Origin of the sequence: Halorubrum coriense DSM 10284 (genome assembly GCF_000337035.1) — an archaeon.
GTDB classification, from domain to species: Archaea; Halobacteriota; Halobacteria; order Halobacteriales; family Haloferacaceae; genus Halorubrum; species Halorubrum coriense.
In genome coordinates this window covers 54767-77445 of record NZ_AOJL01000013.1, presented here as the reverse complement: position 1 = coordinate 77445, position 22679 = coordinate 54767, and the positions used below count along the sequence as shown (strand labels likewise).

The following is a 22679-nucleotide window of genomic DNA, read 5'->3' as shown; positions in this document are numbered from 1 at the left end:
CTGATGTGTTACGACGAGGATTCTTCGATCCGGATGTCTAGCTGCTCGCGGCTGTTGTTGTCGGTTCCAGTCGCCACGTCAGCGTCCGCCGTCGGTGTGGCTCCCGAACTCACAGTAATCGTAGCCCCGGTACTGACAGTGGATCCACCAACCGACGACAGAATGCTGCCACCGTTCGTATCACCGAACGTGACATCAAAATTAGTATTATCATTCCCAACAAAGGAGAACAGGTCCCCGTAGTTCACCGTGGAGTTCGGCGGGAGGCCGTTATCATCGCCAAACACGATTGTCACGTCATTGGCAACGAGACTCACGTAGTTGTTCCCAATCCCAGAGTACGTTTCGCTCGAACCTGGGTTTTCCGGGTATACATCAGTCCCATCGGTAGAAACTTCCGTGTCACCAGTTGCGTCATAAATATCAACGGTGTCAGACGACGCGTCAACAAGGACATCAACAAAGTTGCCGGTTATCTGGCCTGCGAGGGTGGTCTCTTCCCCCTCGGTTAACCCAGAGACGACCCCGGCCGTACCCGAATCGCTAACCTCAGCACCGAACACGTTGACTTCGACCGCACGCTCTGCGGTCGTTGAGCTGAACGCACCTGACCCGAATGCCGCACCTGTTCCAACGCCGATAACCCCGATCGCACCCAGCACACTTCGCCGATTCACGTTCATTGGTGTAGCTCTTTCTAAACAAGATACCCAATTAATAACACGCCGCGTTAGGATTCTAAATGCCGCATTTAGCCACAGTAAACCGTTTCAGGCACACCCTGAACCGCCCCACGCAATTTGGTTGGTTGCTAAAGCGCTCCAATATTATACCCCTGTAGTGTATATGATGTGATAATGCGAAGACGAGCGTTACTCGCGGGAATTGGTCTGTCAAGTGTTGGAGTCGGAGCCGCGTTTGGATCTGGTGCCTTCACCACGGTGAGTGCCAACCGAACAGTCGACCTCTCAGTTGAGAATGATGCGGACGCTCGGATTGGATTTGGCCCGGGAACAGGGGCAAGCGGCGTCATTGAAACGAGCACGGACGACGATAGTGCGGATGTGATCACATTTTCACAGTCTGACCTCAACGAACAAGCAAAAACGCTGTTCGAAGACGCGCTCACCGTAACAAACAACGGAGAGAGTGGCGACCCGGCCGTTGAGATCTACGTCAAAGAGGTAAGCAATGTTGGAACTGAAAGCAGCGATGCGCTTGATTTCCAGACGGCTACCGACAACACATCAATTGTTGGGAGCACAAACGCCGATGAACTTGCCACAGATGGTGGCAGTGTCTCACTCGATATCGTCGTGGACCTGCGGAATGGCGCAAACAAAACAGCACTTGAATCTATCACCGAAGTGACGTTCATCGCAGACGCAAAGCCCACCAACAACTAGCGATGAAGCCAGCCAGTTCAACCAAAACCAAAGCGAGTAGCTGAGCAGTACCGAGCGTTGCTGACCGACGGTCCCACAATCACAATCTCCACATGACCCGTGTCACTGTCGTTGTATTCACTCTGTTACTTCTCGTCAGTGGCACGGTCGCTCCGGTTGCGGCATTCACCGACGGTGATGAGGTCGCGCCCGGGTCAGAGGTGTATCTCGATGCCGCTGACAGCGAAAACGCTGACAAATACGTCCAGTTCGATGCGAGTGATGAAGTCCGCCTCCAATTTGGTGGGGTGCCACCTGGAAGCCGCACTCGTGTCGATGATCTGTTTGTTGTTGGGTTCGATGGTTACCAGAATAGTGACAACACCACAACGGTCGGAATCAATAGCGCCAACAAGCAGTTCACGCTGACGCGAATGGACACTGGAGCAACGTTCGACAACGGTGAAATAACACTTCAGCCCGGCGAGAGTGTCGTATTCGGTGTTATACTCACGACAGAGCAAACCAGCGTTACCGGAACAATTAATTTTGAAGTGAATGTCCCCGACGGAGACAGCAGCGAAGAGAGTGGAGGTAGTGAGACAGGAACCGGTGGTGGGCCGCTAGATGGGGTCAACGGTGGGACTAGTGGTGGATCTGTCGGTGGGGGGACAGATGCTGGCGTAGGTAGTACCGATACGAATGGCACAGAAGATACTGGTACTGGATCGGGTGACAATAGTGGGGATGGAGAGACACCTGGTGGGAGTACCGGCGACAACACCGGTGGTGATGGCTCCTCAGCAGAACCAGCTCCAGAAAACACCACAGGTGATGAAACAGGACCAGACACCGGTGAGGAGGCTACTGGTCCAACGCTTGAGCCGGGTGGACTCCAATTCGGAACTGTGACGTTCCAATGGTCATTATTCGGTGGACTTTTCGCAGCGTTCACAAATTACTTCGTCCAGACACGAGTACGAAATCAGTTGCCGGTGTTGCGGTTTGACCGCTCACAGCGCCGTGAGCGTCTCAAACCGGTTGTACTCCGAGAAGCGGCCATCGGAGTCGGTGTCTTCGTTATAACTGTAGCAGTCGCGGGGCTGCTATCCGGGGCTGGAATCACAGGCAACGGACAGTTGGCTGTGACAGTTATATTCTCAGCGCTCGCGGGGGGCGTGACTGGGTATCGACGGTTCCCATATCTTGATCTCACCTTGGTTGGAGAGAATACGAAACAGTAGATTCAGTTAGGATTGCTCAGCGTAGCCAAGATAACGTCCAAGTGTTACTCAGACACAACATTTATTATTCCATCAGTAATAAAAGATAATGCTCGTCGCATGAGCATAAATCGGCCTCGGGTGGAGTGATGAGCCATCCGAGCCTGTCCGTCAACCGCTGCTGACGGGCACTCTTTAATCTGATAGTAAGTGACCTGTAGGCCCGGTATCTGTGGAGGGACACGGCGTCGGAGCCGACAATGGACCGGGTGCGGAGATCGCAACGGCCCTCCGGAGAGTCTAGCCCACACAACTGGAGTGCGGCAAGTGCGAACGGCCCCGCCCGTACCGAGAGACATCAACGTGTCTGTGTGGCTTCGAGGGCTGCGCTACCCCTGTCGCGTCACAGACGGGACTCGAATGAGCGACGAACACTACTGGCAGCCTGACTGACACCGTGTGGCTTTTGTCTCTGGTATCCGACTTTGAGTTATGAGTGATCGGCGGACGGCGTGGTTGTTGCTTCCACGACCAGTCCGGCGGCTTCCGGCCGACTTAGCAGCCGTTGTGGTGTTGACACTGCTCACGTTGGGCAGTGTATTTATTCCGGGCATCAATGAGACGCCGCTGCGGATTATCTTTGGACTTGGATTTGTCTTGTTCCTTCCCGGCTACGCACTGATTGCGGCACTGTTTCCTGAAAAGGGAAGCTCCGAGACCGAAGCCGACGACGAGCAGACACAAACAGCGACTAGTGATGAAACCAAGGCCAAACCCAGTCCAAAGCCGGGGACCGACGCAGCAGAGTCCGAACCCACACAGCCGACACCATCCGGTGAACACACACAACAACAGGGGATCGATGGAATCGAACGGGTCGCGTTGTCGTTTGGCTTATCGATTGCCATTGTACCGCTCATCGGGTTAGGGCTGAACTTTACACCGTGGGGCATTCGACTGGCACCGATTGCGCTTTCGGTCACAGTCTTCACGCTCGCGTGTGTGGCCGTCGCAGCAAAGCGACGCCATGAATTGCCTGCTGAAGAACGGTTCCGTGTCCCATACACGAAGTGGATCGCGGCTGGGAAAGCCGAGCTGTTTGATCCAGAGAGCCGGATGGATGCTGCGCTGAATGTTGTCCTTGTGATTTCGGTGTTGCTTGCTGTTGGGAGTGTGGGATACGCGGTTGCTGTCCCGTCACAAGGTGAGCAGTTCTCGGAGTTTTACTTGTTGAGCGAATCTGAGGATGGCGAGTTAGTAGCGGACGGCTATCCGGATGAACTCGCAGTTGGTGAGCAAAGCGAGCTGATTGTCGGGATCGGCAATAACGAATATGAGACAACAGCGTACACCGTTGTTGTCCAGCTCCAAACAGTTGAGCAAACCGGGAACACCACGACCGTGCGTGATCGCGAGGAAATTGACCGATTTCAAGCAACAGTAGAACACAACGGCACACACCACGAACCACATACGTTACGTCCGGGACAACCGGGAGAGAATATTCGTGTCAAGTATTTATTGTATAAAGGGAGTGCTCCGGAGACACCCACCGAAGAGAACTCATATCGGGATCTACATATCTGGATTGACGTTGGTGGCTCGAGTCAGTGACCTGAATCCGCGCCAGAGTCTACATTTGTCACCGAAGCGCTTGTACAGATTGTGTACGTGACCTCCTCCCCGTCGTAAACGCCGGGGCTTCCCACGGTACCGCACCGCTGGGTTGGGATATTTGCTGGTTGACGACCTGTCGGTATGACAGGTCGATGGCGGGGCCACACCGCCGTTACTCCTATCCCGGCAGGGGACTCGGAGTTATCTTACCCGAGACACCACAGCGGTTCGAGAGGGTGTCTCGAACATTCTGGGTCTCGGAGTCCCGATATTGTGCAATTGGGTGGGCGGTGGGACCGCCTCGGTGTACGTCATGCTACGGACCGATGCCAGTTAAATATCCGTATCGTCGTCAGACTGTGGTTTATACCGGAGTTGTCGGATTCACGCCCGGCGTAAACGCCGGGATTCTCTCCTCGAAGAAAGATAGCAAACAGCGTGCCCACTATCTCCACGCGAGTCCCCGACGACCTCGAAGCGGAACTCGAAGCCTACCTCGACGAGGAGCGCCTTGACCGGAGCACGGCGGTGCGAAAGCTCCTCTCGGAGGGGCTCGAAGCGTGGCGACGCGAGCACGCACTGGAACGCTTCGCCGACGGGGAGCTCACGCTGGTGAATCGCCTCGGGGTCAAGCCCCGAGGCTTCCCGTTTCTACGACGTGACTTGCAGACACGGACTCGAAGTGAGTCGTGTCCGTAGCGGTCACAGTCTCCACGGGCGTATCTTCGGGCCATCCCAGCCCTAACTCAGAAAAGCCGCGTTGCAAGACATTCATCGCTGCGTTCGCATCCCTGTCCGTCTCGAATCCGCACGACGGGCAGGAGTGTTCCCGTACCAAGATGGGTTTCGCTGTTTCCACACCACACGACGCACACTCTTTGGTTGTGCCTCGCGCTTCGACCTGTTTGACGTGACAACCGTACAGGTCAGCTTTGTATTCAAGCAGTGTGGTGAACTGTCGCCACGCCGCATCCTGCTTGTTCCGAGCGTTATGCGACTGTTCAAGCATCTCCTTCACGTCCAAGTCTTCAACGAATACGGCGTCGTACTCGCGGACGAGCCACGTCGTTATCTTGTGCTGGTAATCAAGCACCTTCCGCTTGATGTGACGCTTGACCTTCGCTACTTTTCGGCGTTGCTTCTCGTAGTTGCTCGACTCCATCTCCTTCCGTGACAACTTGCGCTGTTCACGGCGAAGGCGTTCGTACTCGTCTTCGAGATCGAGCCAGTCCACGGTCTTGCCGTCACTGGTGTGGATGTAGTTCTGGATACCGAGGTCGATTCCAACGCTGTTGCTCGCGCCGAGCGAGTCCACGTCGGGTTTCTCGGGCAGGTCGGAGTCGTCGGTTCCCAACCCGAAGGAGACGAACCACTCGCCGGTCGTTTCCTTCTTGAACGTGACTTCTTTGATGATGGCGTGGTCGGGAATGGGACGGTGATACCGGATTTTCACCCACCCGATTTTGCTGAAGCGGACGTAGGCGAACCTGTCTCGGCCCCTCTTTTCATCGAGGTTGAAACCAGACTGGTTGTACGTCACGCTTCGGTACTCGGTGGGTGCTTGCCGCTTGAGCCGACCGACGTTGTACCCCTTCTCTTTCTTTTTGCGTAGGTCCGAGAGGTTGCGGTGGAAGCGAGCAACGGTAGCTTGGGCAGCCTTCGAGTGTAACTCGCTGAATACGGGCCACTTCTGCTTCCACTCGGGGAGTTTGTTGTTCTGGTCGTACTCAGTCGGCTTGTCGTCCTCTGGACTGTTTTCGTAGTCCCAGCGGACGTGGTTGTAGAGTTGGCGATGAACGTTAAGATGGTGTTCCAGCCCCTCCGCTACCTCTTGTGTCGGGTAGGCGCGGTAGCGGTGACTGTGTTCCATCGCTGTCTTATGATTATAGATATGTTGAGTTAATGATTTGTATTACGAGTCGTCGGCTTCATCCCCGAGGTCAAGCCTCGGGGTATTCGCCTTGTCCGCTGATAAAGGCCGCCGAACTCGCGGACGTATCGGTGTGGGAGTTCGCGCGCCTCGCCGGGGACGCCGACGACGCGTGGGTCTCGTCTGATCATCTCGAAGCGGATCTCGACGAGCTGTGAGCTGGGCGTTCGACGCCACCCCGCTGATCTATCTCGCGAAGGCGGAGGGGCTCGGCGTAGTCGAGGCGCTGGACGAGCCGCGAGTCATCCCGGAGGCCGTCTATCACGAGGTCGTGACCGCCGGCGTCGAGCAGGGATACGACGACGCGCGTCGGATCGAGCGCGCCGTGGAGAACGGCCTCATCGACGTCGTCGCGGTCGATACTGACGGCTCTGCGGTCGCGACGCGGCTCGCGCGGCATCCGGGGCTGAGCGACGCCGACGTTACGGTCCTCGCCTGTGCGGACGCTCGCGACGCGGTCGCCGTGATGGACGAGTCCGCCAGTCGCTCCGCGGCCGAGGTTGAGGACATCGAGACGCGGGGGACTGCGTACCTCGTCCTCGCCGCCGTGAGGGACGGCGCGCTCTCGACTGCGGCGGGGCGTGACACCGTCGACGCGATGGTCGATCGGGGCTGGTACGTCGCGCCGGACGTGTATACGAGGATCGTCGAGAAGTTGGAGTCGCTCGCAGAGTGACGGAAGCGAGTCTGTCTCCGATCAGACGGGGCCATTCAGGTGCGCTTATGTATCTCCCAGTCACATCCGAAAACATGGACGACCACTCCCACGAGCCCGATCCGGACAAGCGCGTGACCGCCCCGATGCAGGAGTTCGGCGGCCGCGAAGTCGGCATCGGCGCGGCCGTCACGCTCGTCGGCCTGCTGCTCGCGTACGCCGTGCCGTTCCTCGCGACCTTCTGAACGCCGTCGCTCGTCGGGTTTTATTCGATCACCGAGTCGCCAGCGACTCGCTTACCGCGGGTACCAGGCGAGCGGATGGTCCGCGGTGAGCTCCAAGGAGACGGGCACGTCGAGGTCGAACTCCTCGACGTGGTTGTGGAGGCAGTGGACCGCCTCGCCGGAGTCGAGCTCGACCCGGTAGACGAACGACGGGCCGACGTACTGCCGCGAGGTGACGACGCCGTCGGCGAGGTCGGGGCTCGCAGGCGTCGCGCGGAGGTCGTCGGGCCGGACGAGCACGTCGACGGGCGCGCCGTCGTAGACGGTGTCGTACCCCTCCAGCGTGACGGCGTCGAAGCGCCCGATACCGGTGTCGACCTTCCCGTCACGGAGCTCGCCTTCGAGGAACGACGCCCGCCCGAGGAAGGAGGCGACGAACTTCGACTCGGGACGCTCGAAGACGGACTCGGGGCGACCGACCTGCTCGATCTGGCCGCCGTTCATCACCGCGACGCGGTCGGAGATGGAGAGCGCCTCCTCCTGGTCGTGCGTGACCGAGATGGCGGTGACGCCGGCTTGCTTCAGGATGCGGCGGACCTCCTCGCGCATCTCGACGCGGAGGCGCACGTCGAGGTTCGAGAACGGCTCGTCTAAGAGGAGCACCTCGGGCTCTGGGGCGAGCGAGCGCGCGAGCGCGACGCGCTGCTTCTGGCCGCCGGAGAGCTGGTCGGGCGTCTTCTCGCCGTGGTCGGTCATCTCGACGAGTTCGAGCAGCTCGTCGACGCGCGACTCGCTCGCGGCCGCGTCGGCGTCGGTCAGCCCGAACGCGATGTTCTCGCGGACGGTGAGGTGGGGGAACAGCGCGAAGTTCTGGAAGACGATGCCCACGTCGCGCTGCTCCGGCGGGACGAACGCCCCGTCGCCGGCGACGACCTCGTCGCCGAGCGCGATCTGCCCGTCGGTCGGCTCTTCGAGGCCGGCGATGGTGCGCAGCGTCGTCGTCTTACCGCAGCCGGAGGGGCCGAGGAACGTCAGCAGCTCGCCGGACCGCACGTCGAGCGAGACATCCTCGACGGCGGTCTCGGGGCCGAACGCCTTCGTCACGTTCGACAGCGACAGGACGGGGTCCGCGACAGCGGTCGCCCCGTCGTCGGCGGCGGCGCTCGCTCGGTGGTCAGTCGCGGAGTCGTCCGGTCGATCGGCGTTCGCGTCGTCCGACTCGGTCGAGCGCGTCGTGCCGACTGGTTCCGTGGATGCCATCGATGAGAGGCGGGCACCGGATTGGCCGGCGTCCCGCTGTTGGCGCCACGTACTTTAGGAGTGCCTAAAAACGTATCGCTCGCTCTCGAACGGTCGAAATCGGGCGCACGCGGGCAGACGCCGCGTCGGCTCGCTGCCCATACCCCGCGTCGGAGGGGTCTCAGGCGAGTTCGCGGTCGATCACGTCGCGGTGGTCGCGCACCGCCTCGGCCGAGAGCGCGACCGACTCGTCGTCGACGGTCAACGAGAGGGTTCCGTCAGTCGTCACGGCGCCGAGGCGGAAGACCGGGAGGTCGCCCGCCGCGGTCGCGACGGCCTCGGGGTCGGTCGTCTGGACGAGAAGGCGGCCGGGCGTCTCGTCGAAGGTCGCGACGCGGTCGGGGAGCGTCGCGTCGACGCCGGCGTCGTCGGTCACCAGCTCGGCGAGCGCGACCGCGAGCCCGCCCTCGCTCACGTCGTGGGCCGCGAGCGTCGACTCGTGGCGCGCGGCCGCCGCCAGCGACGCAACGAGACCGCCGAGGTCGTCCGCGCCGCCGGACTCGTCGGGCAAGGTCGGGAACCGGTCGCTGCCGCCGGCGTGTGCGAGGTACTCGGAGCCGCCAAGCGCGTCGCCCCCGGAACCGACGAGCAGGAGCTCGGAGTCAGCCGCGCGGTCGTCGTCAAGCGCGGCGGGCGGGGCGTCGTACCCTCGCGTCGTACCCAACACCGCCAACGTCGGCGTCGGCGGGATGGGCCCCTCGACGCTGTCGTTGTACAGCGAGACGTTGCCGCCGACGACGGGCGTGTCGAGCGCGGCGCAGGCGTCCGCGAGGCCGTCGACGATCCCCTCGAACGCGCCGTACACGTCCGGCTTCTCCGGGTTGCCGCCGTTGAGGCAGTCGACCGCGGCGAGCGGGACCGCGCCGGTCGCGGCGAGGTTCGTCGCGTTCTCTAACGCCACCGCCCGGGCCCCCTCGTACGGTGCGACCGTGGTCCATTTCGGGTTCGCGCCCGAGGCGAGCGCGAGGCCGACGCCGTCGCCCCCCGCGGCGGGTTCGTCATCCGCGTCGCGCTCGTCGTCCGGCTCGGTCTCGCGGATCGCGAGCAGCGCGGCGTCGTCGCCGGGCTTCAGCGCCGTGCGCGTCCCGACCTCGTGGTCGTACTGGCGGTACACCCAGCGCTTGCTCGCGGTGGAGGGGGCCGCGAGGACGGCCGCGACCGCCTCGTCGAGCGGGGGCTCGTCGGTGGGGAGGTCCTGGTCGGGCTCGCTCGGCGGCTCGCTCGGGAGGTCGTTCATCGGCGCGCCGTCGGCGAGGAACTCGGCGTCGGCGTCGACGACGGCCTCGGCCTCTGCGCCCGCGTCGCCGGCGAACTCGCAGACGTAGTTCCCGTCGGTCACCTCGCCGATGACAGAGCAGCCGAGGTCGAACCGCTCCGCGAGGGCGGCGACGCGCTCGACGTCGGCGGGCTCGACCTCGTAGCACATCCGCTCTTGGCTCTCGGCAAGCAGGATCTCCGTGGCGTTCATGTTCGGCTCGCGCTGGTGGACCGCGTCGAGGTCGATCCGCGCGCCGAGCCCGCCCTTCGCGACGAGTTCGGAGGAGGCGCCGCCGAGGCCGGCCGCGCCGAGGTCGCGAGCCGACAGGACGAGGCCCTCGTCCACGAGGGCCTCGTTACACTCGATCAGGCGCTTCTCGGCGTACGGATCGCCCACCTGGACCGCGGGGCGATCCTCCGTCTCGGCGTCCTCGGCGAGGTCCTCGCTCGCGAAGGACGCGCCGCCGAGCCCATCGCGACCGGTGCCATTACCGACGAGGACCAGCTTGTTGCCCGGCTCCTGGGCGGTCGCCGTGACGAGCCGGTCCTCGTTTGTGAGGCCGACGCAGGCGACATTGACGAGCGGGTTCCCCTCGTAGCCGCCGTGGAAGGCGACGCTGCCGCCGACCGTGGGGACGCCGATACAGTTGCCGTAGTGGGAGATGCCCTCGACGACGCCCTCAAAGAGGTACCGCGAGCGCTCGCGCTCGAAGCCGCCGAAGTACAGCGAGTCGAGGAGCCCGATCGGGTACGCGCCCATGCTCATCGTGTCGCGGACGATGCCGCCGACCCCCGTCGCCGCGCCGTCGAACGGGTCGACGAAGGAGGGGTGGTTGTGGCTCTCGACGCCGAAGGTGACGTAGGTGTCGCCGTAGTCGTCGGCGTCGCGCTCGGCCGCCGGCGCATTAGCCGCATCCGGTTCGGGCAGCGCGAGGACTGCGGCGTCGTCGCCGGGGCCGACCACGACCTGGTCGCCCTCACTATCGAACGCTGACAGCAGGGGTCGCGAGGAGCGGTATGCGCAGTGCTCGCTCCAGAGGTTCTCGAACAGCGCGGCCTCGGCCGCCGTCGGCTCTCGACCGAGCTCCGCGGTCACGAGCTCGTGGTCCGCATCGGACAGACTCATTCATCTGTGTGGTCACCGAGCCGGGTCTAATGCTTTTCTATACGCACGTTTGTGAGTATTCCGCGGCTGAGACTCGCGTGGGGCGGAACGGATCGCGGCGGTGTACAGCGGGACGGAGCCGTCTATGGCGGGGGAGGATTGGAGGTATCTCTGACGCTTCAGATCGGTTCTCAGCCAATCCGCAAACAGTCGTGTCTCAGTATCGATCGACGCGTCCGCGGTCTCTTATAGAAGAACGGCCGCGCCGACGTAGACGGCGACCGTCCCGGCTGCGCCGAGCGCCACCGCCTTCAGGTTGAGCTTGACCGCCTTCTTGCGGTCAGCGGCGAGCGCCGCCTCGTTCTGGATCTCGCTCGTCCCGCCGCCGACATCAAAGACGCCCATGCCGGCGAAGCCAATACAAAAGCGCTCGCGATACTGTAACCCCCCCATGGCAGCGCCGTATAGCGGGAACACCGTGAGGATGAGCGACCACTGCGGCCACGCGAACGAGACGACCGCCGCCACGAACACGGCGGCGAGCGCGAGCGACCCGACACCGAGGAAGAGCCGCCGTCGCTGCTGGGTCGGTCCGATGTTACACACGCCCGGTTGATACTCCATGTGGCCGAAACGGGCGGGACGGGCAAAGCCTCAACGGATCGATCTGGCCAGCAGGTCACGGCCTCAAGTCGGTCGGCTGGGGAACCGGTGCGGTGGTCAGAGCGGGCCCCTGCGCGGTCGGGAGACACGGGCAGACGAGCGAGGGCTTTTTACCGGTCGGTCAAAACTGGACGGCAAGTGCCATGGATGACCGTAACCCGGACCGTCGAGCGCGGGATCTGAGTCGGTACGAGACGATCCTAGGGTCGCTCGACGACGCCGTCTACGCCATCCGCTCCGACGGGACGGTCGCCTACGTCAACGAGCGGTACGCGGAGATGAAGGGCGTCGACCGGGACAAGTTCCTCGGCACGGGCACCTACGACTGGGGAAGCGAAGAGACGGCGAGACTGGCGCGACGCGAGCACACCGAAATGTGGGAGGCAGCCCACAACACCGGGGTAGTCGAGTACGAGTTCGAGCCGATCGACGGCGAGCCGTTCCCCGCGGAGATGCGGTTCGGGCCGACGGACCTCGGCGACGGGGAAGAGCTCGGTCGAGTCGGTGTGATCCGGGATATCAGCGAGCGGAAATACCGGGAACGCGAGTTACAGCGCCAGAACGAGCGGCTCGACGAGTTCGCGAGCATCGTCTCACACGACCTCCGGAACCCGCTGGACGTGGCTCAGGGGTACCTCGGACTCGCTCGTGAGGAGCACGACTCCCCACACCTCGAAGCGGTCGCGAAGGCGCATGACCGCATGGGAACGCTCATCGACGACCTCCTGACGCTGGCGCGCGAGGGTGTCGATGTCGAGTCGCTCGAACCGGTCGCCCTTGGCGCGGTCACCGAGGAGTGCTGGCAGGGCGTCGAGACCGCAGACACGACGCTGCGCGCGGAGGCGACGGCAACCATCCGCGCAGACCGCAGCCGACTCAAACAGCTGTTGGAGAATCTCCTGCGGAACGCCGTCTCGCACGGGGGCCCGGCGGTCACAATCACCGTCGGCGATCTTGATAGCGGGTTCTACGTCGCGGACAACGGCCCCGGAATCCCCGAAGACGAGCGCAACGAGGTCTTCGGGCGCGACCACACGGCCAATCCGGAGGGGGCCGGCCTCGGCCTCGCCATCGTCGAGCGGGTCGCCGAAGCGCACGGCTGGGCGGTCGGCGTCACTGACGGCCCCGACGGCGGGGCCCGTTTCGAGTTCACCGGCGTCGACGTCGAGTGATCGCGCTGGCGACGTGGTGGAAACGGTGAAATGCCCGGCAGCCGACGTAGCTGTGTGAAACGGATCCAGCTCGGCAACACCGTCTTCGAGGGAGAAAACGACGTATACCTGCTCGACGGCGAGACGACCGCGCTCGTCGACACCGGCGTCGCGCTCCCCGGAGTCCGAGAGGAGTTGGTCGGCGGCCTCGCCGACTACGGGCTTTCGTTCGCCGACGTCGACGCGGTCGTGCTCACCCACTGGCACCCGGACCACGCGGGGCTCGCCGGCGAGGTCCAAGCCGAAGGCGACGCCGACGTGTACGTCCACGAGGCTGACGCCGGCCTCGTTGACGGGACGGAGACCCCGCTGTTTACCGACCGTGACCTCCAGCACGAGACGTTCGAGCGCTGGGGGATGCCCGCCGCCGACCAGAAGCGGCTGATCAACTTTTTCGACGCCGTCAGCGTCGACCTCTCTGGACGACCGGCCGACGTGACGACGTTCGCGGACGGCGACGTTATCGAGGCCGGCGGCGTCGCGCTCGAAGCGCTCCACCTGCCGGGCCATACTGCCGGGCTCTCCGGCTTCGCGTTCGACCCGCGGACGGTGCCGGAACACAACCCCGTCGCCGGCGCGGACGCAACCGAGGAGGCGTTCACCGGCGACGCGCTGCTCCCGAAGTACACTCCCAACGTCGGCGGCGCGGACGTGCGCGTCGACGGCGCGCTCGCGGCGTACGCGGAGAGCCTCGCTCGGATCGTCGCGCGCGACTTCGACGCCGCCCACCCGGGGCACCGCCGGCAGATCGACGAGCCGAGCCGCCGGGCGGCGACGATCCTCGACCACCACCGCCACCGGACCCGCCGGGTGATCGAGGTCCTCGGCGAGTCTGGGTCGGCGACCGCGTGGGAGGTGTCAGCCGCGTTGTTCGGCTCGCTGGAAGACATCCACGTACTCCACGGCCCCGGAGAGGCGTTCTCGCACCTCGACCACCTCGCCGAGGCCGGCGTCGTCGAACCCGACGGGACCGCCTATCGACTCGTCGACTCGGATCCCGACGTCGACGCGCTGTTCCCGACCACGCCGCTCGACGACGTCGTTGACGGCAGCGACAACGCGTAAGCGACAACGCGCAAGCGGAGCGACGGACAGCGGTCGCCGAAAGCTATTCCCGCCGGCCGCCGTATTCGGTGACGTGAAGCGGGACGCCCTCGTCGCGGTCGCCGTCGCCCTCCTCGCCCTCCTCGCGCTCGGCGTCGCGTCCGCGACGCTCGACTCCGCGGTCGACACCGGCAGCGGCGGATTCGGCGGAGGCTCCGGCGAGCGCCCGAGCGTCGGCGAGGGCGGCGACGACCCGGGCATCCTCTCCTCCTCGGGCGAAGCGGGTGAGGTGTCGGTGACTGGCGTCTGCCTCCCGTTCCTCAGGGAGCCGCCCGCCGTCGCGGCGTTCGTCCTCGGACTCACCCTGCTCGGCGCGGTAGCCTATCGCGACACCGCGTCGCCGTTCGCGAGCGTCGCGGTCGCCGCCGCGGTCGGCGCGCCGATCGGATTCTTCGGGTGGGTACTGTCGACGTGCCGCAGCGGAACAGGGGGCATCTCGGCGTCGCTTGGCCTTGGCGGCAACGAGACGGGGCTGTTACCGCCCGGGGCCGCCGGCGGCGGCGGGCTCGGCGGCGGTGAGGGGGCGGCGTCGGCACCGCAGCTCCTCTTCGCGGTCGTCGTCGTCGCCGCGGTGATCGCGAGCGTCGCCGCGCTCCTCCTCGCCGGCGGCGACGACGAGGCCGACGGCGACGAGGGCGGCCGAGCTGACGAGCCGGCCGAGGAGCCGCCGGACCTCGCCGCAGTCGGGCGGGCGGCGGGCGAGGCCGCGGACCGGATCGAATCCTCAGACGCGGACAACGAAGTGTACCGGGCGTGGCGGGACATGACCGACGTCCTCGACGTCGACCGGCCGGCGTCCTCGACACCGGCGGAGTTCGCGACCGCGGCGGTCGACGCCGGCGTCGACGAGGAGCCGGTGACCGCGCTCACCGAGGCCTTCGAGCGCGTGCGCTACGGCGGCGAGGACGCGACCGACGACCGCGAGCGCCGCGCCGTCGAGGCACTGCGCCGGATCGAGGAGCGCCACGGGGGCGACTCGTGACCCGCGGCCGCGGCGGGAGCGCGGACACGGCGCTCGACGGGGGTGACACGTAGTGCGACCGCTCACGGTCGCGGGGGTGGCGGCGGTCGCAGCTGGCCTCTTCGCGGCGCTCGACCGCGGGATCGCAGCCGCCGTCTCGCCCACGTCGGCCGTCGTCACGCTGCTCGGCGTCCTCGGCCTCGCGCAGGGGGTCCGGTACGTGAACGCGCGTCGCGACCGGCGGCAACTGCTGACCGACCCCGGCGAGCCGGAGCGGCGCGCGCCAGCCACGGTGCCCGGCTCGGCACTCGACGAGCGGATCGCGCAGGTCGCCAGTCCCGCACCGGGCGGCTATCAGAGCCGGCGCGACCTCCGCGGCCGCGTCCGCGAGGCGGCCGTCGTCGCGGTCGCTCGCGACCGCAACTGCGCGCGGGAGGCGGCGGCGGAAGCGGTCGACGACGGCACGTGGACTGACGACCCCGCCGCCGCCGCGTTCTTCGATACCCGGACGGGGTACCCGGTCCGCGTCCGGCTCGTGGCCGGGGTCAGGGGACGCTCGAACTACTGGTACGGGCTCCGGGCCGCGATCGACGAGCTCGAGCGGATCGACGGGGGCGAGCCGTGAGCGAGTCGCGGGACGCAGCGGTCGCGCCCGGGTCGGCAGATTCGGATCCGGACGGTAGCGAGGCGAGCGACGCCGGTGCGTCGGCGGCGAAGGAGGCGACGGGAGCAGAGGTGAGCGAGGCGACCGGAGCGGGTGAGAGCGACGCGACCGGGGCGGAGTCGACCGAGACCGCGACCGACCGGGAACGCCGGCGCGAGGTCGCGACCGATCGCTGGCTGGGGATCGCCGGCGCGGCGCTGTCGCTCGTCGGGCTCGGCGTGCTCGTCCGGCAGTCGGCGCTGGTGCTCGCCGGGGCTGTCGGCGTCGGGTACGCCGTGTACGCGCGGGCCGGCGACGCGCCGCCACCGACGCTCGCGGTGACGCGGTCGGTGAGCGACGCGGCCCCGGAGCCCGGCGACGAGGTCCGGGTCACCGTCCGCGCGGAGAACGTGGGCGAGCGCGCGCTCCCCGACCTCAGGCTCGTCGACGGCGTTCCGCCGGGGTTGGCGGTCGTCGACGGTCCCGCCCGCGTCGCGACGGCGCTGCGACCCGGGACGGCGGTGACGTTCGAGTACACCGTCCGGGGAGCCCGGGGCGACCACGAGTGGGAGCCGCTGACGGCGATCACCCGCGACGCGGCCGGCGCGCGGGAGCGCGTCAGCGACCTCGACGCGCCGACCGCGATCGCCTGTACCCCGGAGCTGTCCGCCGGCGGCGACCTCCCGCTGCGGGGGCTGACGACCGTCCACCACGGGCGGGTGCCGACCGACGTGGGCGGCGCGGGCGTCGAGTTCCACGCGACCCGGGAGTACCGCCGCGGCGACCCGCTCAAGCGGGTCGACTGGAACCGACGCGCGCGGACGGGCGAGCTGTCGACCGTCGAGCTGCGCGAGGAGCGCTCCGCCACCGTCATGCTGCTCGTCGACGCCCGCGAGTCGGCCTACGTCGCCGCCGACCCCGACGCCGAGACCGCGGTGGAGGCGAGCGTCGCGGCCGCGGGACAGGCGTTCTCCGCACTCCTCGACGGCGGCGACCGGGTCGGCGTCGCGGCCCTGTCGCCGCTGGACTGCTGGCTCCCGCCGGGCAGCGGGACGGTCCACGCGGCCCGCGGGCGCGAGACGCTGGCCACCGACCCGGCGCTGGCCCCGACGCCGAGCGACGAGCGGTTCTACCGGTCGCTGTGGCTCCGGCGGTTCAGACGGCGGCTCCCGGCCGACGCGCAGGTGCTCTTCTTCACGCCGCTCGTCGACGACACCGCGGCGACGCTCGCGCGGCGGATCGACGCGCACGGCCACCTCGTGACGGTCCTCTCACCGGACCCCACGGCGACCGGCACGGCGGGCGAGCGGTTGGCGGCCCTCGAACGCCGCCAGCGGCTCCGGACGCTCCGGTCGGCGGGGATCCGCGCGCTGGAGTGGGGCGACGACTCCTTCCCAGTCGCGGTCGCGGCCGCGACGAGACGGTGGTCGCGATGAACGGCGACGACGCGCTCGTCGACTTCCACGAGGCCGACGCGCGGCCGCCGACGGTCGCAATCGTCGCGAGCGTCACCGCCGCGGGGGTCGCGTCGACCGCCGGCGTGATCGCCAGCCCGGCGGGCGGCGCGCTGCTCGGGATCGCCGCGCTCGCGTTCCTCGCCGGGTCGCTCCGGCGGTCAGCGCGGGTCCTGACGTGGGGGGCGGCGATCGGCGTTGGGGGACTCGGGCTCGCCGGGTACCGCGGGGCCCCCACCGAGGCGCTGCTCGTCGCCGCCGTCGGGCTGACGGTTGCGTGGGACCTCGCCGACCACGGCGTCGGCCTCGGCGAACAGGTGGGCCGCGGCGCGCGGGTCCGGCGGAACGTCGCCGTCCACGCAGGGGCGAGCCTGCTCGTCGGCGTGCTCGCGGCCGCGCTCGTCTACGGGGTGACGCTCGCGGTCGGCGGCGGCCAGCCGATCGCCGCGCTTGCGCTGTTTTTGGCCGGCGGTATCGCGCTCGTCTCGGCGTTGCGGTGAGGCCGCGAGCGACCGGAGAGCGAGGCGCTGCCCCAGCCGTCGCCGCCCCGCGAGGGCGGAGCTAAACCCTTATCAGCGCGCGGCTGGCAGGTACGCTCGTATGAGCGACCTCCCGGACGACTTCGACTGTACACTCACCAACTGGGAGTACATCTACGGGCTCTGCCGCAACGTGTCCGACGCGGTGAAGCGGGCCGACTTCGAGCCGGACGTGGTCGTCGCCCTCGCCCGCGGCGGCTGGTTCGCAGGGCGGTGTATCTGCGACTTCCTCGGGCTCAACGACCTCACCAGCCTCAAGATGGAACACTACGTCGGGGCCGCAGAGAAGAGCGACGAGCCCCAGATCCGCTACCCCATGCCCGAGGGGAGCGTGGAAGGGAAGAACGTCCTCATCATCGACGACATCGCCGACACCGGCGGCTCGATCCAGCGGGCCGAGGAGTACGTCGAGGACCGCGACGCCGGCGCGGTCCGCACCGCGACGCTCCAGCTCTTGGGCACCTCGGAGTTCCAGCCCGACTTTGTGGGCGAGCGCCTCGAACAGTGGACGTGGGTCGTCTACCCGTGGAACTTCCTCGAAGACATGGTCGACCTCACGGAGGGAGCCATGGAGCGCGCCGACGAGTCGGCGTTCTCGCGGGAGGATCTGCGCCACTACTTAGAGGAGTACCACAGCATCGGACGAATCGAGATGGAGGTCGCACAGCCCGGCCGCCTCGACGAGGTCATCGAGGAGATGGTCCGGCGGGACGTGGCTATGCCCGTCGGCGACGAGACGTGGGCGCTCGCCGAGTAGCCGGACGGCGCGATGACTTCCGGTGACGGCGGCGACGAGGGCGACCCCGCGGGCGGTGACACCACCCCCGCAAACGGCGACAACTCCGACACGGCGCTCGACGCCCTCCTCGACGCCTACGCGCTGAAAGACGAGGGGCGCACCGGGTGGCAGCTCCGCGGCGTCGACGCGCCCGAGTCCGTCGCCGCCCACTCGTGGGGCGTCGCCTACCTCGTGTTGGCGCTCGGCGACCGCTTCCGCGAAGACCTCCCGGGCGTCGACGTCGACCGAGCGCTGCGGCTCGCGGTCGTTCACGACGTCGCCGAGGCCGAGACGGGCGACGTGGCGACGCGGGCACGCGACATTGCGGAGCCGGGCAACGACGCGACCGCCGGCGGGGTCGACCGCGAGGCGAAGGTCGCTGCCGAGCGGGCGGCGATGCGCGATCTCGCCGGGCCGCTCCCGGATGACGTTCGGGACGCGTGGGAGGCGTACGAGGCGCGCGAGTCACCGGAGGCGGTCCTCGTGAAAGAGTGCGACCTGCTGGACACCAGTCTTCAGGCCGTCCGGTACGAGCGCGGCGACCGGTACGACCCGGAGCGGGGCGACCCCGACGCGTTCAGCGAGTACGACGACTTAGACGAGTTCTTCGCGACGACCGAGCCGCGGCTCCGGACCGACGCCGGGCGGAAGCTGTTCGCGGCGGTCCGCGAGCGGTACCGGGTCGCGCGCGACGAGTAGCGAGGGCCGCCGCCGAACCGCGCGCGCGTCGAGCGCCGGCTCGGGCGATCCGCTCCTACGCGAGCCCCTCCTCCGCGACCTCTCGCTCGAACGCCTCGCGGAGCACGCGGATCGCCCGGCGCTTCGTCCCGCTGGGGACGAACACGAACGGGATCGGCACGTCGAACGCGCGGTCACCGTAGAGCCCCCAGTCGGCGACCGACCGCGTCGTCCCCCCGTACGCGATGGGGATGTCCTCCAGCTCGTCGGGGTCGTAGGCGGGGACGTACGAACGGTCGATCCACACCTCGTGGACCGGGACGTTGAGCGCGTCGGCGAGGAGCCGCTCCAGTCGGTCGTCACCCTCGGTGAGCCACGCGGTGAACGCGTCGAGCGGGTCGTCGTCGCCGGCGAGGGCCTCGTCGAAGTCGCCGCCGACCCGGTCGGCGAGTGCGATCCGGTGTTTCCAGCAAGTAGCGGGGAACCGGCGGCTCCGGAAGCGGTCGTACATCGACGCGAGCGTCGAGTCGGGGTTCTCGCGGGCGGCGCTCCGGAGGCGTTCGAGCACCGCGTTGTCGTCGAGCTCGCGGTCCAAGATCCCGTCGACCGTGACGGGGCTCTCGCCGGTCTCGGAGGCGTACTCGCCCAGCAGCGCCTGGAGGAGCCGGTTCGCGTACACCGACTTGTGGTGCTGGGTGACCCACATGTACAGCGCGATCCGCCCTTCGAGGTAGTTGCCGATGGTCGACAGCGCCTTCTCCGAGAGCGCCAGCCCCTCCTCGGGGTGGGCGGTGTACGCGTCGACCATGCGCTCGACGTCGAAGCTCAACACGCCTGCGCCGGTCATCTCGTTGTCGCGGGTGATGTAGTCCAGCCGGTCCACATCGATGGGGGAGTGGAGTAGCTGCGCGCCGACCCCGTACTGCCAAGGCTCGCCGCGCTCGTACGCGAGGCTGTAGCCCAGCACGTACGCGCACACCTCGAACGGGTCCACGTCGAACGCGCGGAGGGCGTCGCCGTACTCCTCGACGATGATCACGCAGCCGAGCAGCTCGTGCGGATTCGCCGACCGGAGGGGCGCGCCGCCGACGCCGGCCGCGTCGAAGGCGTCGACCAACCCCGTCTCCGCGACACGCTCCCGGAGGATCCCCTCGTCGAGGAACCCCTCGGAGAGGTGCGAGAAGGGCGGGTGGCCGACGTCGTGGAGCAGGCAGGCGCACTCCAGTGTGCGCTGGATCTCCTCGAGCTCGTCGACCGCGGCGTCTTGCGTAAAATACGACTGCTGACGGAGGTTCTGGAAGACGGTCCGCCCGAGGTGGTAGACGCCGAGCGAGTGCTCGAACCGGGTGTGGTTCGCGCCCGGGTACACGAGGTGAGTCGCCGAGAGCTGTCGGACGTACCGCAGCCGCTGGAACGGCCGCGTGTCGACGACGCCCTCGACGAGCGCGTCCGGCAATTCGATGTAGCCGTGAACGGAGTCTTTGATCTGGGTCGTGGGCATCGATTGTGGGCACCACACCCTCCGACGTCCTGCCTCTTTCGGTCGGCACCGGGCCGCCGTTCGTCGCCGTTCGCCGTCGCTTCCGCCGAGAAGGGCCCGATTCACACCATATAAATGCGGGCGCGGCGATCAACACGTATGGCATCGGACCCCGACGACGCGACCGGCTCCGCGGCCGTCGACCGTTGGACCGCGCTCGACCGGGGCTGGCAGGCGCTCGCGCTGGGGCTCGGCGTCGTCGCGGCGCACCTCGTCGGCCAGGCGCTGTGACCGGCACCGCCGAGGCGGTTCGGACGCACCTCCCCGGCCTCGGGCTACTCGTCGGCGGGGCGGTCGCCGCGACGCTCGTCGCGGGCGCGGTCCCCGGCCTCCAGCCGCTCGTCGTCGCGGTCGCGATCGGCGTGGGCGTCGGGAACACCGTCGGCGTCCCCGAGGTCGCGGAGCCGGGCGTGGGCGTCGACAAGCTGTTCTTGGAGACCGGGATCGTGCTGCTCGGCGCGGCGGTCGCGGTCGAGGAGTTCCTCACCGCCGGACCGACCGTCCTCGCCCTCGTGGTGGGGGTCGTCGGCGGCGGGCTCCTGTTCGCGGAGGTCGCCGCCCGCGGGCTCTTCCGGATCGGGTCGCCCACGTCCTCGCTGCTCGCGGCCGGCGCGAGCATCTGCGGCGTCTCCGCGGTCGTCGCCATCGGCCGCGTGCTGGACGCGCGCGGGGCCGACATCACCTTCGCGGCCGCGACGATCCTGCTGTTCGACGCGGTGACGCTCGTCGCGTTCCCGCTGGCGGGCGAGTGGCTCGGCCTCACCGGTCGGCAGTTCGGCGTCTGGGCGGGCGTGAGCATGTTCTCGACCGGCCCCGTCGCGGCCGCGGGGTTCGCGTACTCGCCCGAGGCGGGCCAGTGGGCGACGGTGACGAAGCTGGCGCGCAACTCGCTCCTCGGCGGCGTCGCGGTCGCGTACTCGCTGGCGTACGCGGCGCGGTCGGCCGCGGACCCGGGCGTCCGACGCCTCTGGGCGGAGTTCCCGAAGTTCCTGCTCGGTTTCCTCGTCGTGGCGGTCGTCGCGAACACCGGGCTGCTCTCGCCGGCCGCGCTGGCGTCGATCGGCCGCGTGTCGGACGCGCTGTTCGCGCTGGCGTTCGTCGGCCTCGGGCTCTCGATCCGGATCGACGACATGCGCGCGGTGGGCGCGGCGCCCGTCGGGGCCGTCCTCGTCCACCTGCTCGCCGTGAGCGCGGTCGCGCTCGCGGCGGTGCGCTGGCTCCTGTGAGACGGTCGGGGCCGCGCGGTCGGCCCGAGCCGACGAGCGCGCCTCGTCCCCTCGCCCGTCGTCGACCGGGTTCACGTCTTATAAGTAGCGAGCGGGCGCACTCCGGGTATGGGAACGATCGGATTCATCGGCGGCAGCGGCATCTACGAGGCGCTCCCCCTCAACGACGTGCGTGAAGTCGAGTTCGACACGCCGTACGGCGCGCCAAGCGACGCGGTGACGATCGGCGAGTTCGGCGACACGGGCCGCGAGGTGGCGTTCCTTCCGCGTCACGGGTCGGAGCACGGCGTCTCGCCGACCGACCTCCCGTACCGCGCCAACATGTACGCGCTGAAGCGGGCCGGCGTCACCCACGTGTTCGCGTCGAACGCGGTCGGAAGCCTGAAAGAGGAGCTGGAGCCGGGGACGCTCGTTGTCCCGGACCAGATCTACGACCGGACGAAACACCGCGACCTCTCCTTCTACGGCGACGGCGTCGTCGTCCACCAGCCGTTCGCGGACCCGTACAGCCCGGAGCTCGTCGACCACCTCACTGAGGCGGCCGAGTCCGCCGTCGGCGGCGACGGCGACGACGGCACGGACGTCGTGAAGGGCGGCACCTACGTCTGTATCGAGGGGCCGCAGTACTCGACGCGCGCGGAGTCGGAGTTCTACAAGTCGCAGGGGTGGGACCTTGTCGGCATGACTGCGATCCCCGAGGCGAAGCTGGCCCGCGAGGCCGAGATCGCGTACGCGACGATCGCGGGCGTCACCGACTACGACGTCTGGAAGGAAGACAGCGAGGTGACGCTCGAAGAAGTGCTCGAGAACGCCGAGCAGAACCAGGCGGCGATCAAGGCCGCCGTCGAGGAGGCCGTCCGCACGCTGCCCGACGATCTGGAGTGTGACGCGCACACTTCGCTCGAAGGCACGGTCAACACGCCGACAGAGGCGATCCCCGCCGAGACGAAAGAGCGCGTCGAGCCGCTGCTCGGCGACTACTTATAATTCGCTAACTCCGGATCGCCAGCGAACACCGCCAAAGCCCCGGCCGCGAGGGCCCGGTGCGCTCGCTGTGGTCCTCGGCGCTCACTCCGTTCACGCCTGCGGTCCTTGCGTCGTGCGCCTTCGCCCTCGCGGCCGCCCCTTTGAGTCCCGCCCCACCGCTCCGCACGGCACCTCACACCTCCCCAGCCTCGCCGCTCGCT

Annotated in this window: 22 protein-coding genes; 16 read left to right on the top strand and 6 right to left on the bottom strand. The window is 67.2% G+C overall.

The window, feature by feature from the left end:
- Positions 1 to 8 precede the first annotated feature (8 nt).
- The gene (locus C464_RS02565; RefSeq protein ID WP_239640170.1) at positions 9 to 662 is read right to left on the bottom strand and encodes a hypothetical protein; all 654 of its coding nucleotides are present in this window, start codon (positions 660 to 662) and stop codon (positions 9 to 11) included.
- A gap of 195 nt (positions 663 to 857) precedes the next feature.
- Here C464_RS02565 and C464_RS17135 point away from each other — a divergent pair, with 195 nt between their 5' ends.
- The 3 genes from C464_RS17135 (at position 858) to C464_RS17125 (ending at position 4222) form a co-directional block, all read left to right on the top strand.
- A complete protein-coding gene (locus tag C464_RS17135) occupies positions 858 to 1406 on the top strand; it encodes a hypothetical protein (RefSeq protein ID WP_080510381.1) in 549 nt (182 codons plus the stop codon).
- Between the two features lie 92 nt (positions 1407 to 1498).
- Positions 1499 to 2629, top strand: a complete 1131-nt coding sequence (locus C464_RS17130; protein WP_080510380.1) for a hypothetical protein — start codon at positions 1499 to 1501, stop codon at positions 2627 to 2629.
- A gap of 471 nt (positions 2630 to 3100) precedes the next feature.
- Positions 3101 to 4222, top strand: a complete 1122-nt coding sequence (locus C464_RS17125; RefSeq protein ID WP_080510379.1) for a DUF1616 domain-containing protein — start codon at positions 3101 to 3103, stop codon at positions 4220 to 4222.
- A 631-nt stretch (positions 4223 to 4853) separates the two neighbouring features.
- Here C464_RS17125 and C464_RS02550 read toward each other — a convergent pair.
- A complete protein-coding gene (locus C464_RS02550; RefSeq protein WP_006111937.1) occupies positions 4854 to 6095 on the bottom strand; it encodes an RNA-guided endonuclease InsQ/TnpB family protein in 1242 nt (413 codons plus the stop codon).
- 214 nt (positions 6096 to 6309) lie between these two features.
- On the opposite strand from C464_RS02550, the gene C464_RS02540 reads away from it, so the two are divergent.
- The gene (locus C464_RS02540) at positions 6310 to 6831 is read left to right on the top strand and encodes a DUF3368 domain-containing protein (protein ID WP_006111936.1); all 522 of its coding nucleotides are present in this window, start codon (positions 6310 to 6312) and stop codon (positions 6829 to 6831) included.
- 74 nt (positions 6832 to 6905) lie between these two features.
- Positions 6906 to 7055: a DUF7550 family protein gene (locus C464_RS19115; RefSeq protein WP_006111935.1), complete on the top strand. Its 150-nt coding sequence runs from the start codon at positions 6906 to 6908 to the stop codon at positions 7053 to 7055.
- Positions 7056 to 7106: 51 nt separating this feature from the next.
- On the opposite strand, the gene C464_RS02535 is transcribed toward C464_RS19115, so the two are convergent.
- The 3 genes from C464_RS02535 to C464_RS02525 form a co-directional block, all read right to left on the bottom strand.
- Positions 7107 to 8294 carry an ABC transporter ATP-binding protein gene (locus tag C464_RS02535; protein ID WP_006111934.1) on the bottom strand — a complete coding sequence of 396 codons (1188 nt, stop codon included), beginning with the start codon at positions 8292 to 8294 and terminating at the stop codon, positions 7107 to 7109.
- Between the two features lie 160 nt (positions 8295 to 8454).
- Positions 8455 to 10716 (bottom strand): phosphoribosylformylglycinamidine synthase subunit PurL, encoded by a 2262-nt coding sequence (gene purL / locus C464_RS02530; RefSeq protein WP_006111933.1) that lies wholly within the window; start codon positions 10714 to 10716, stop codon positions 8455 to 8457.
- Positions 10717 to 10941: 225 nt separating this feature from the next.
- Positions 10942 to 11319, bottom strand: coding sequence for a hypothetical protein (locus C464_RS02525; RefSeq protein ID WP_006111932.1), 378 nt, complete (start codon positions 11317 to 11319; stop codon positions 10942 to 10944).
- Positions 11320 to 11501: 182 nt separating this feature from the next.
- On the opposite strand from C464_RS02525, the gene C464_RS02520 reads away from it, so the two are divergent.
- The 8 genes from C464_RS02520 (at position 11502) to C464_RS02485 (ending at position 18747) form a co-directional block, all read left to right on the top strand.
- Positions 11502 to 12530, top strand: a complete 1029-nt coding sequence (locus tag C464_RS02520) for a PAS domain-containing sensor histidine kinase (RefSeq protein ID WP_006111931.1) — start codon at positions 11502 to 11504, stop codon at positions 12528 to 12530.
- A 54-nt stretch (positions 12531 to 12584) separates the two neighbouring features.
- Positions 12585 to 13634, top strand: a complete 1050-nt coding sequence (locus C464_RS02515) for an MBL fold metallo-hydrolase (protein ID WP_006111930.1) — start codon at positions 12585 to 12587, stop codon at positions 13632 to 13634.
- Positions 13635 to 13707: 73 nt separating this feature from the next.
- Positions 13708 to 14655 (top strand): DUF4129 domain-containing protein, encoded by a 948-nt coding sequence (locus C464_RS02510; protein WP_006111929.1) that lies wholly within the window; start codon positions 13708 to 13710, stop codon positions 14653 to 14655.
- 52 nt (positions 14656 to 14707) lie between these two features.
- Entirely contained in the window at positions 14708 to 15259 is a 552-nt protein-coding gene (locus C464_RS02505) for a DUF7269 family protein (RefSeq protein ID WP_006111928.1), read from the top strand.
- Positions 15256 to 16713: a DUF58 domain-containing protein gene (locus C464_RS02500; protein WP_006111927.1), complete on the top strand. Its 1458-nt coding sequence runs from the start codon at positions 15256 to 15258 to the stop codon at positions 16711 to 16713. Before C464_RS02505 ends, C464_RS02500 begins: the two co-directional genes overlap by 4 nt.
- Entirely contained in the window at positions 16653 to 17231 is a 579-nt protein-coding gene (locus C464_RS02495) for a DUF7519 family protein (protein ID WP_049910777.1), read from the top strand. Before C464_RS02500 ends, C464_RS02495 begins: the two co-directional genes overlap by 61 nt.
- Positions 17232 to 17331: 100 nt before the next feature.
- Entirely contained in the window at positions 17332 to 18027 is a 696-nt protein-coding gene (locus tag C464_RS02490) for a phosphoribosyltransferase (protein WP_006111925.1), read from the top strand.
- Positions 18028 to 18039: 12 nt separating this feature from the next.
- Positions 18040 to 18747 (top strand): HD domain-containing protein, encoded by a 708-nt coding sequence (locus tag C464_RS02485; RefSeq protein WP_006111924.1) that lies wholly within the window; start codon positions 18040 to 18042, stop codon positions 18745 to 18747.
- 55 nt (positions 18748 to 18802) lie between these two features.
- Here C464_RS02485 and C464_RS02480 read toward each other — a convergent pair whose 3' ends face one another.
- Positions 18803 to 20227 (bottom strand): HD domain-containing protein, encoded by a 1425-nt coding sequence (locus C464_RS02480; RefSeq protein ID WP_006111923.1) that lies wholly within the window; start codon positions 20225 to 20227, stop codon positions 18803 to 18805.
- 138 nt (positions 20228 to 20365) lie between these two features.
- Between C464_RS02480 and C464_RS19825 the strand changes: the two genes are divergently transcribed.
- From C464_RS19825 to mtnP, 3 genes are all read left to right on the top strand, one after another.
- Positions 20366 to 20497: a hypothetical protein gene (locus C464_RS19825; protein ID WP_006111922.1), complete on the top strand. Its 132-nt coding sequence runs from the start codon at positions 20366 to 20368 to the stop codon at positions 20495 to 20497.
- The gene (locus C464_RS02475) at positions 20494 to 21492 is read left to right on the top strand and encodes a YeiH family protein (protein ID WP_006111921.1); all 999 of its coding nucleotides are present in this window, start codon (positions 20494 to 20496) and stop codon (positions 21490 to 21492) included. Before C464_RS19825 ends, C464_RS02475 begins: the two co-directional genes overlap by 4 nt.
- Positions 21493 to 21600: 108 nt before the next feature.
- Positions 21601 to 22479, top strand: coding sequence for an S-methyl-5'-thioadenosine phosphorylase (gene mtnP / locus C464_RS02470; RefSeq protein ID WP_006111920.1), 879 nt, complete (start codon positions 21601 to 21603; stop codon positions 22477 to 22479).
- The last annotated feature ends 200 nt before the right edge of the window (positions 22480 to 22679 follow it).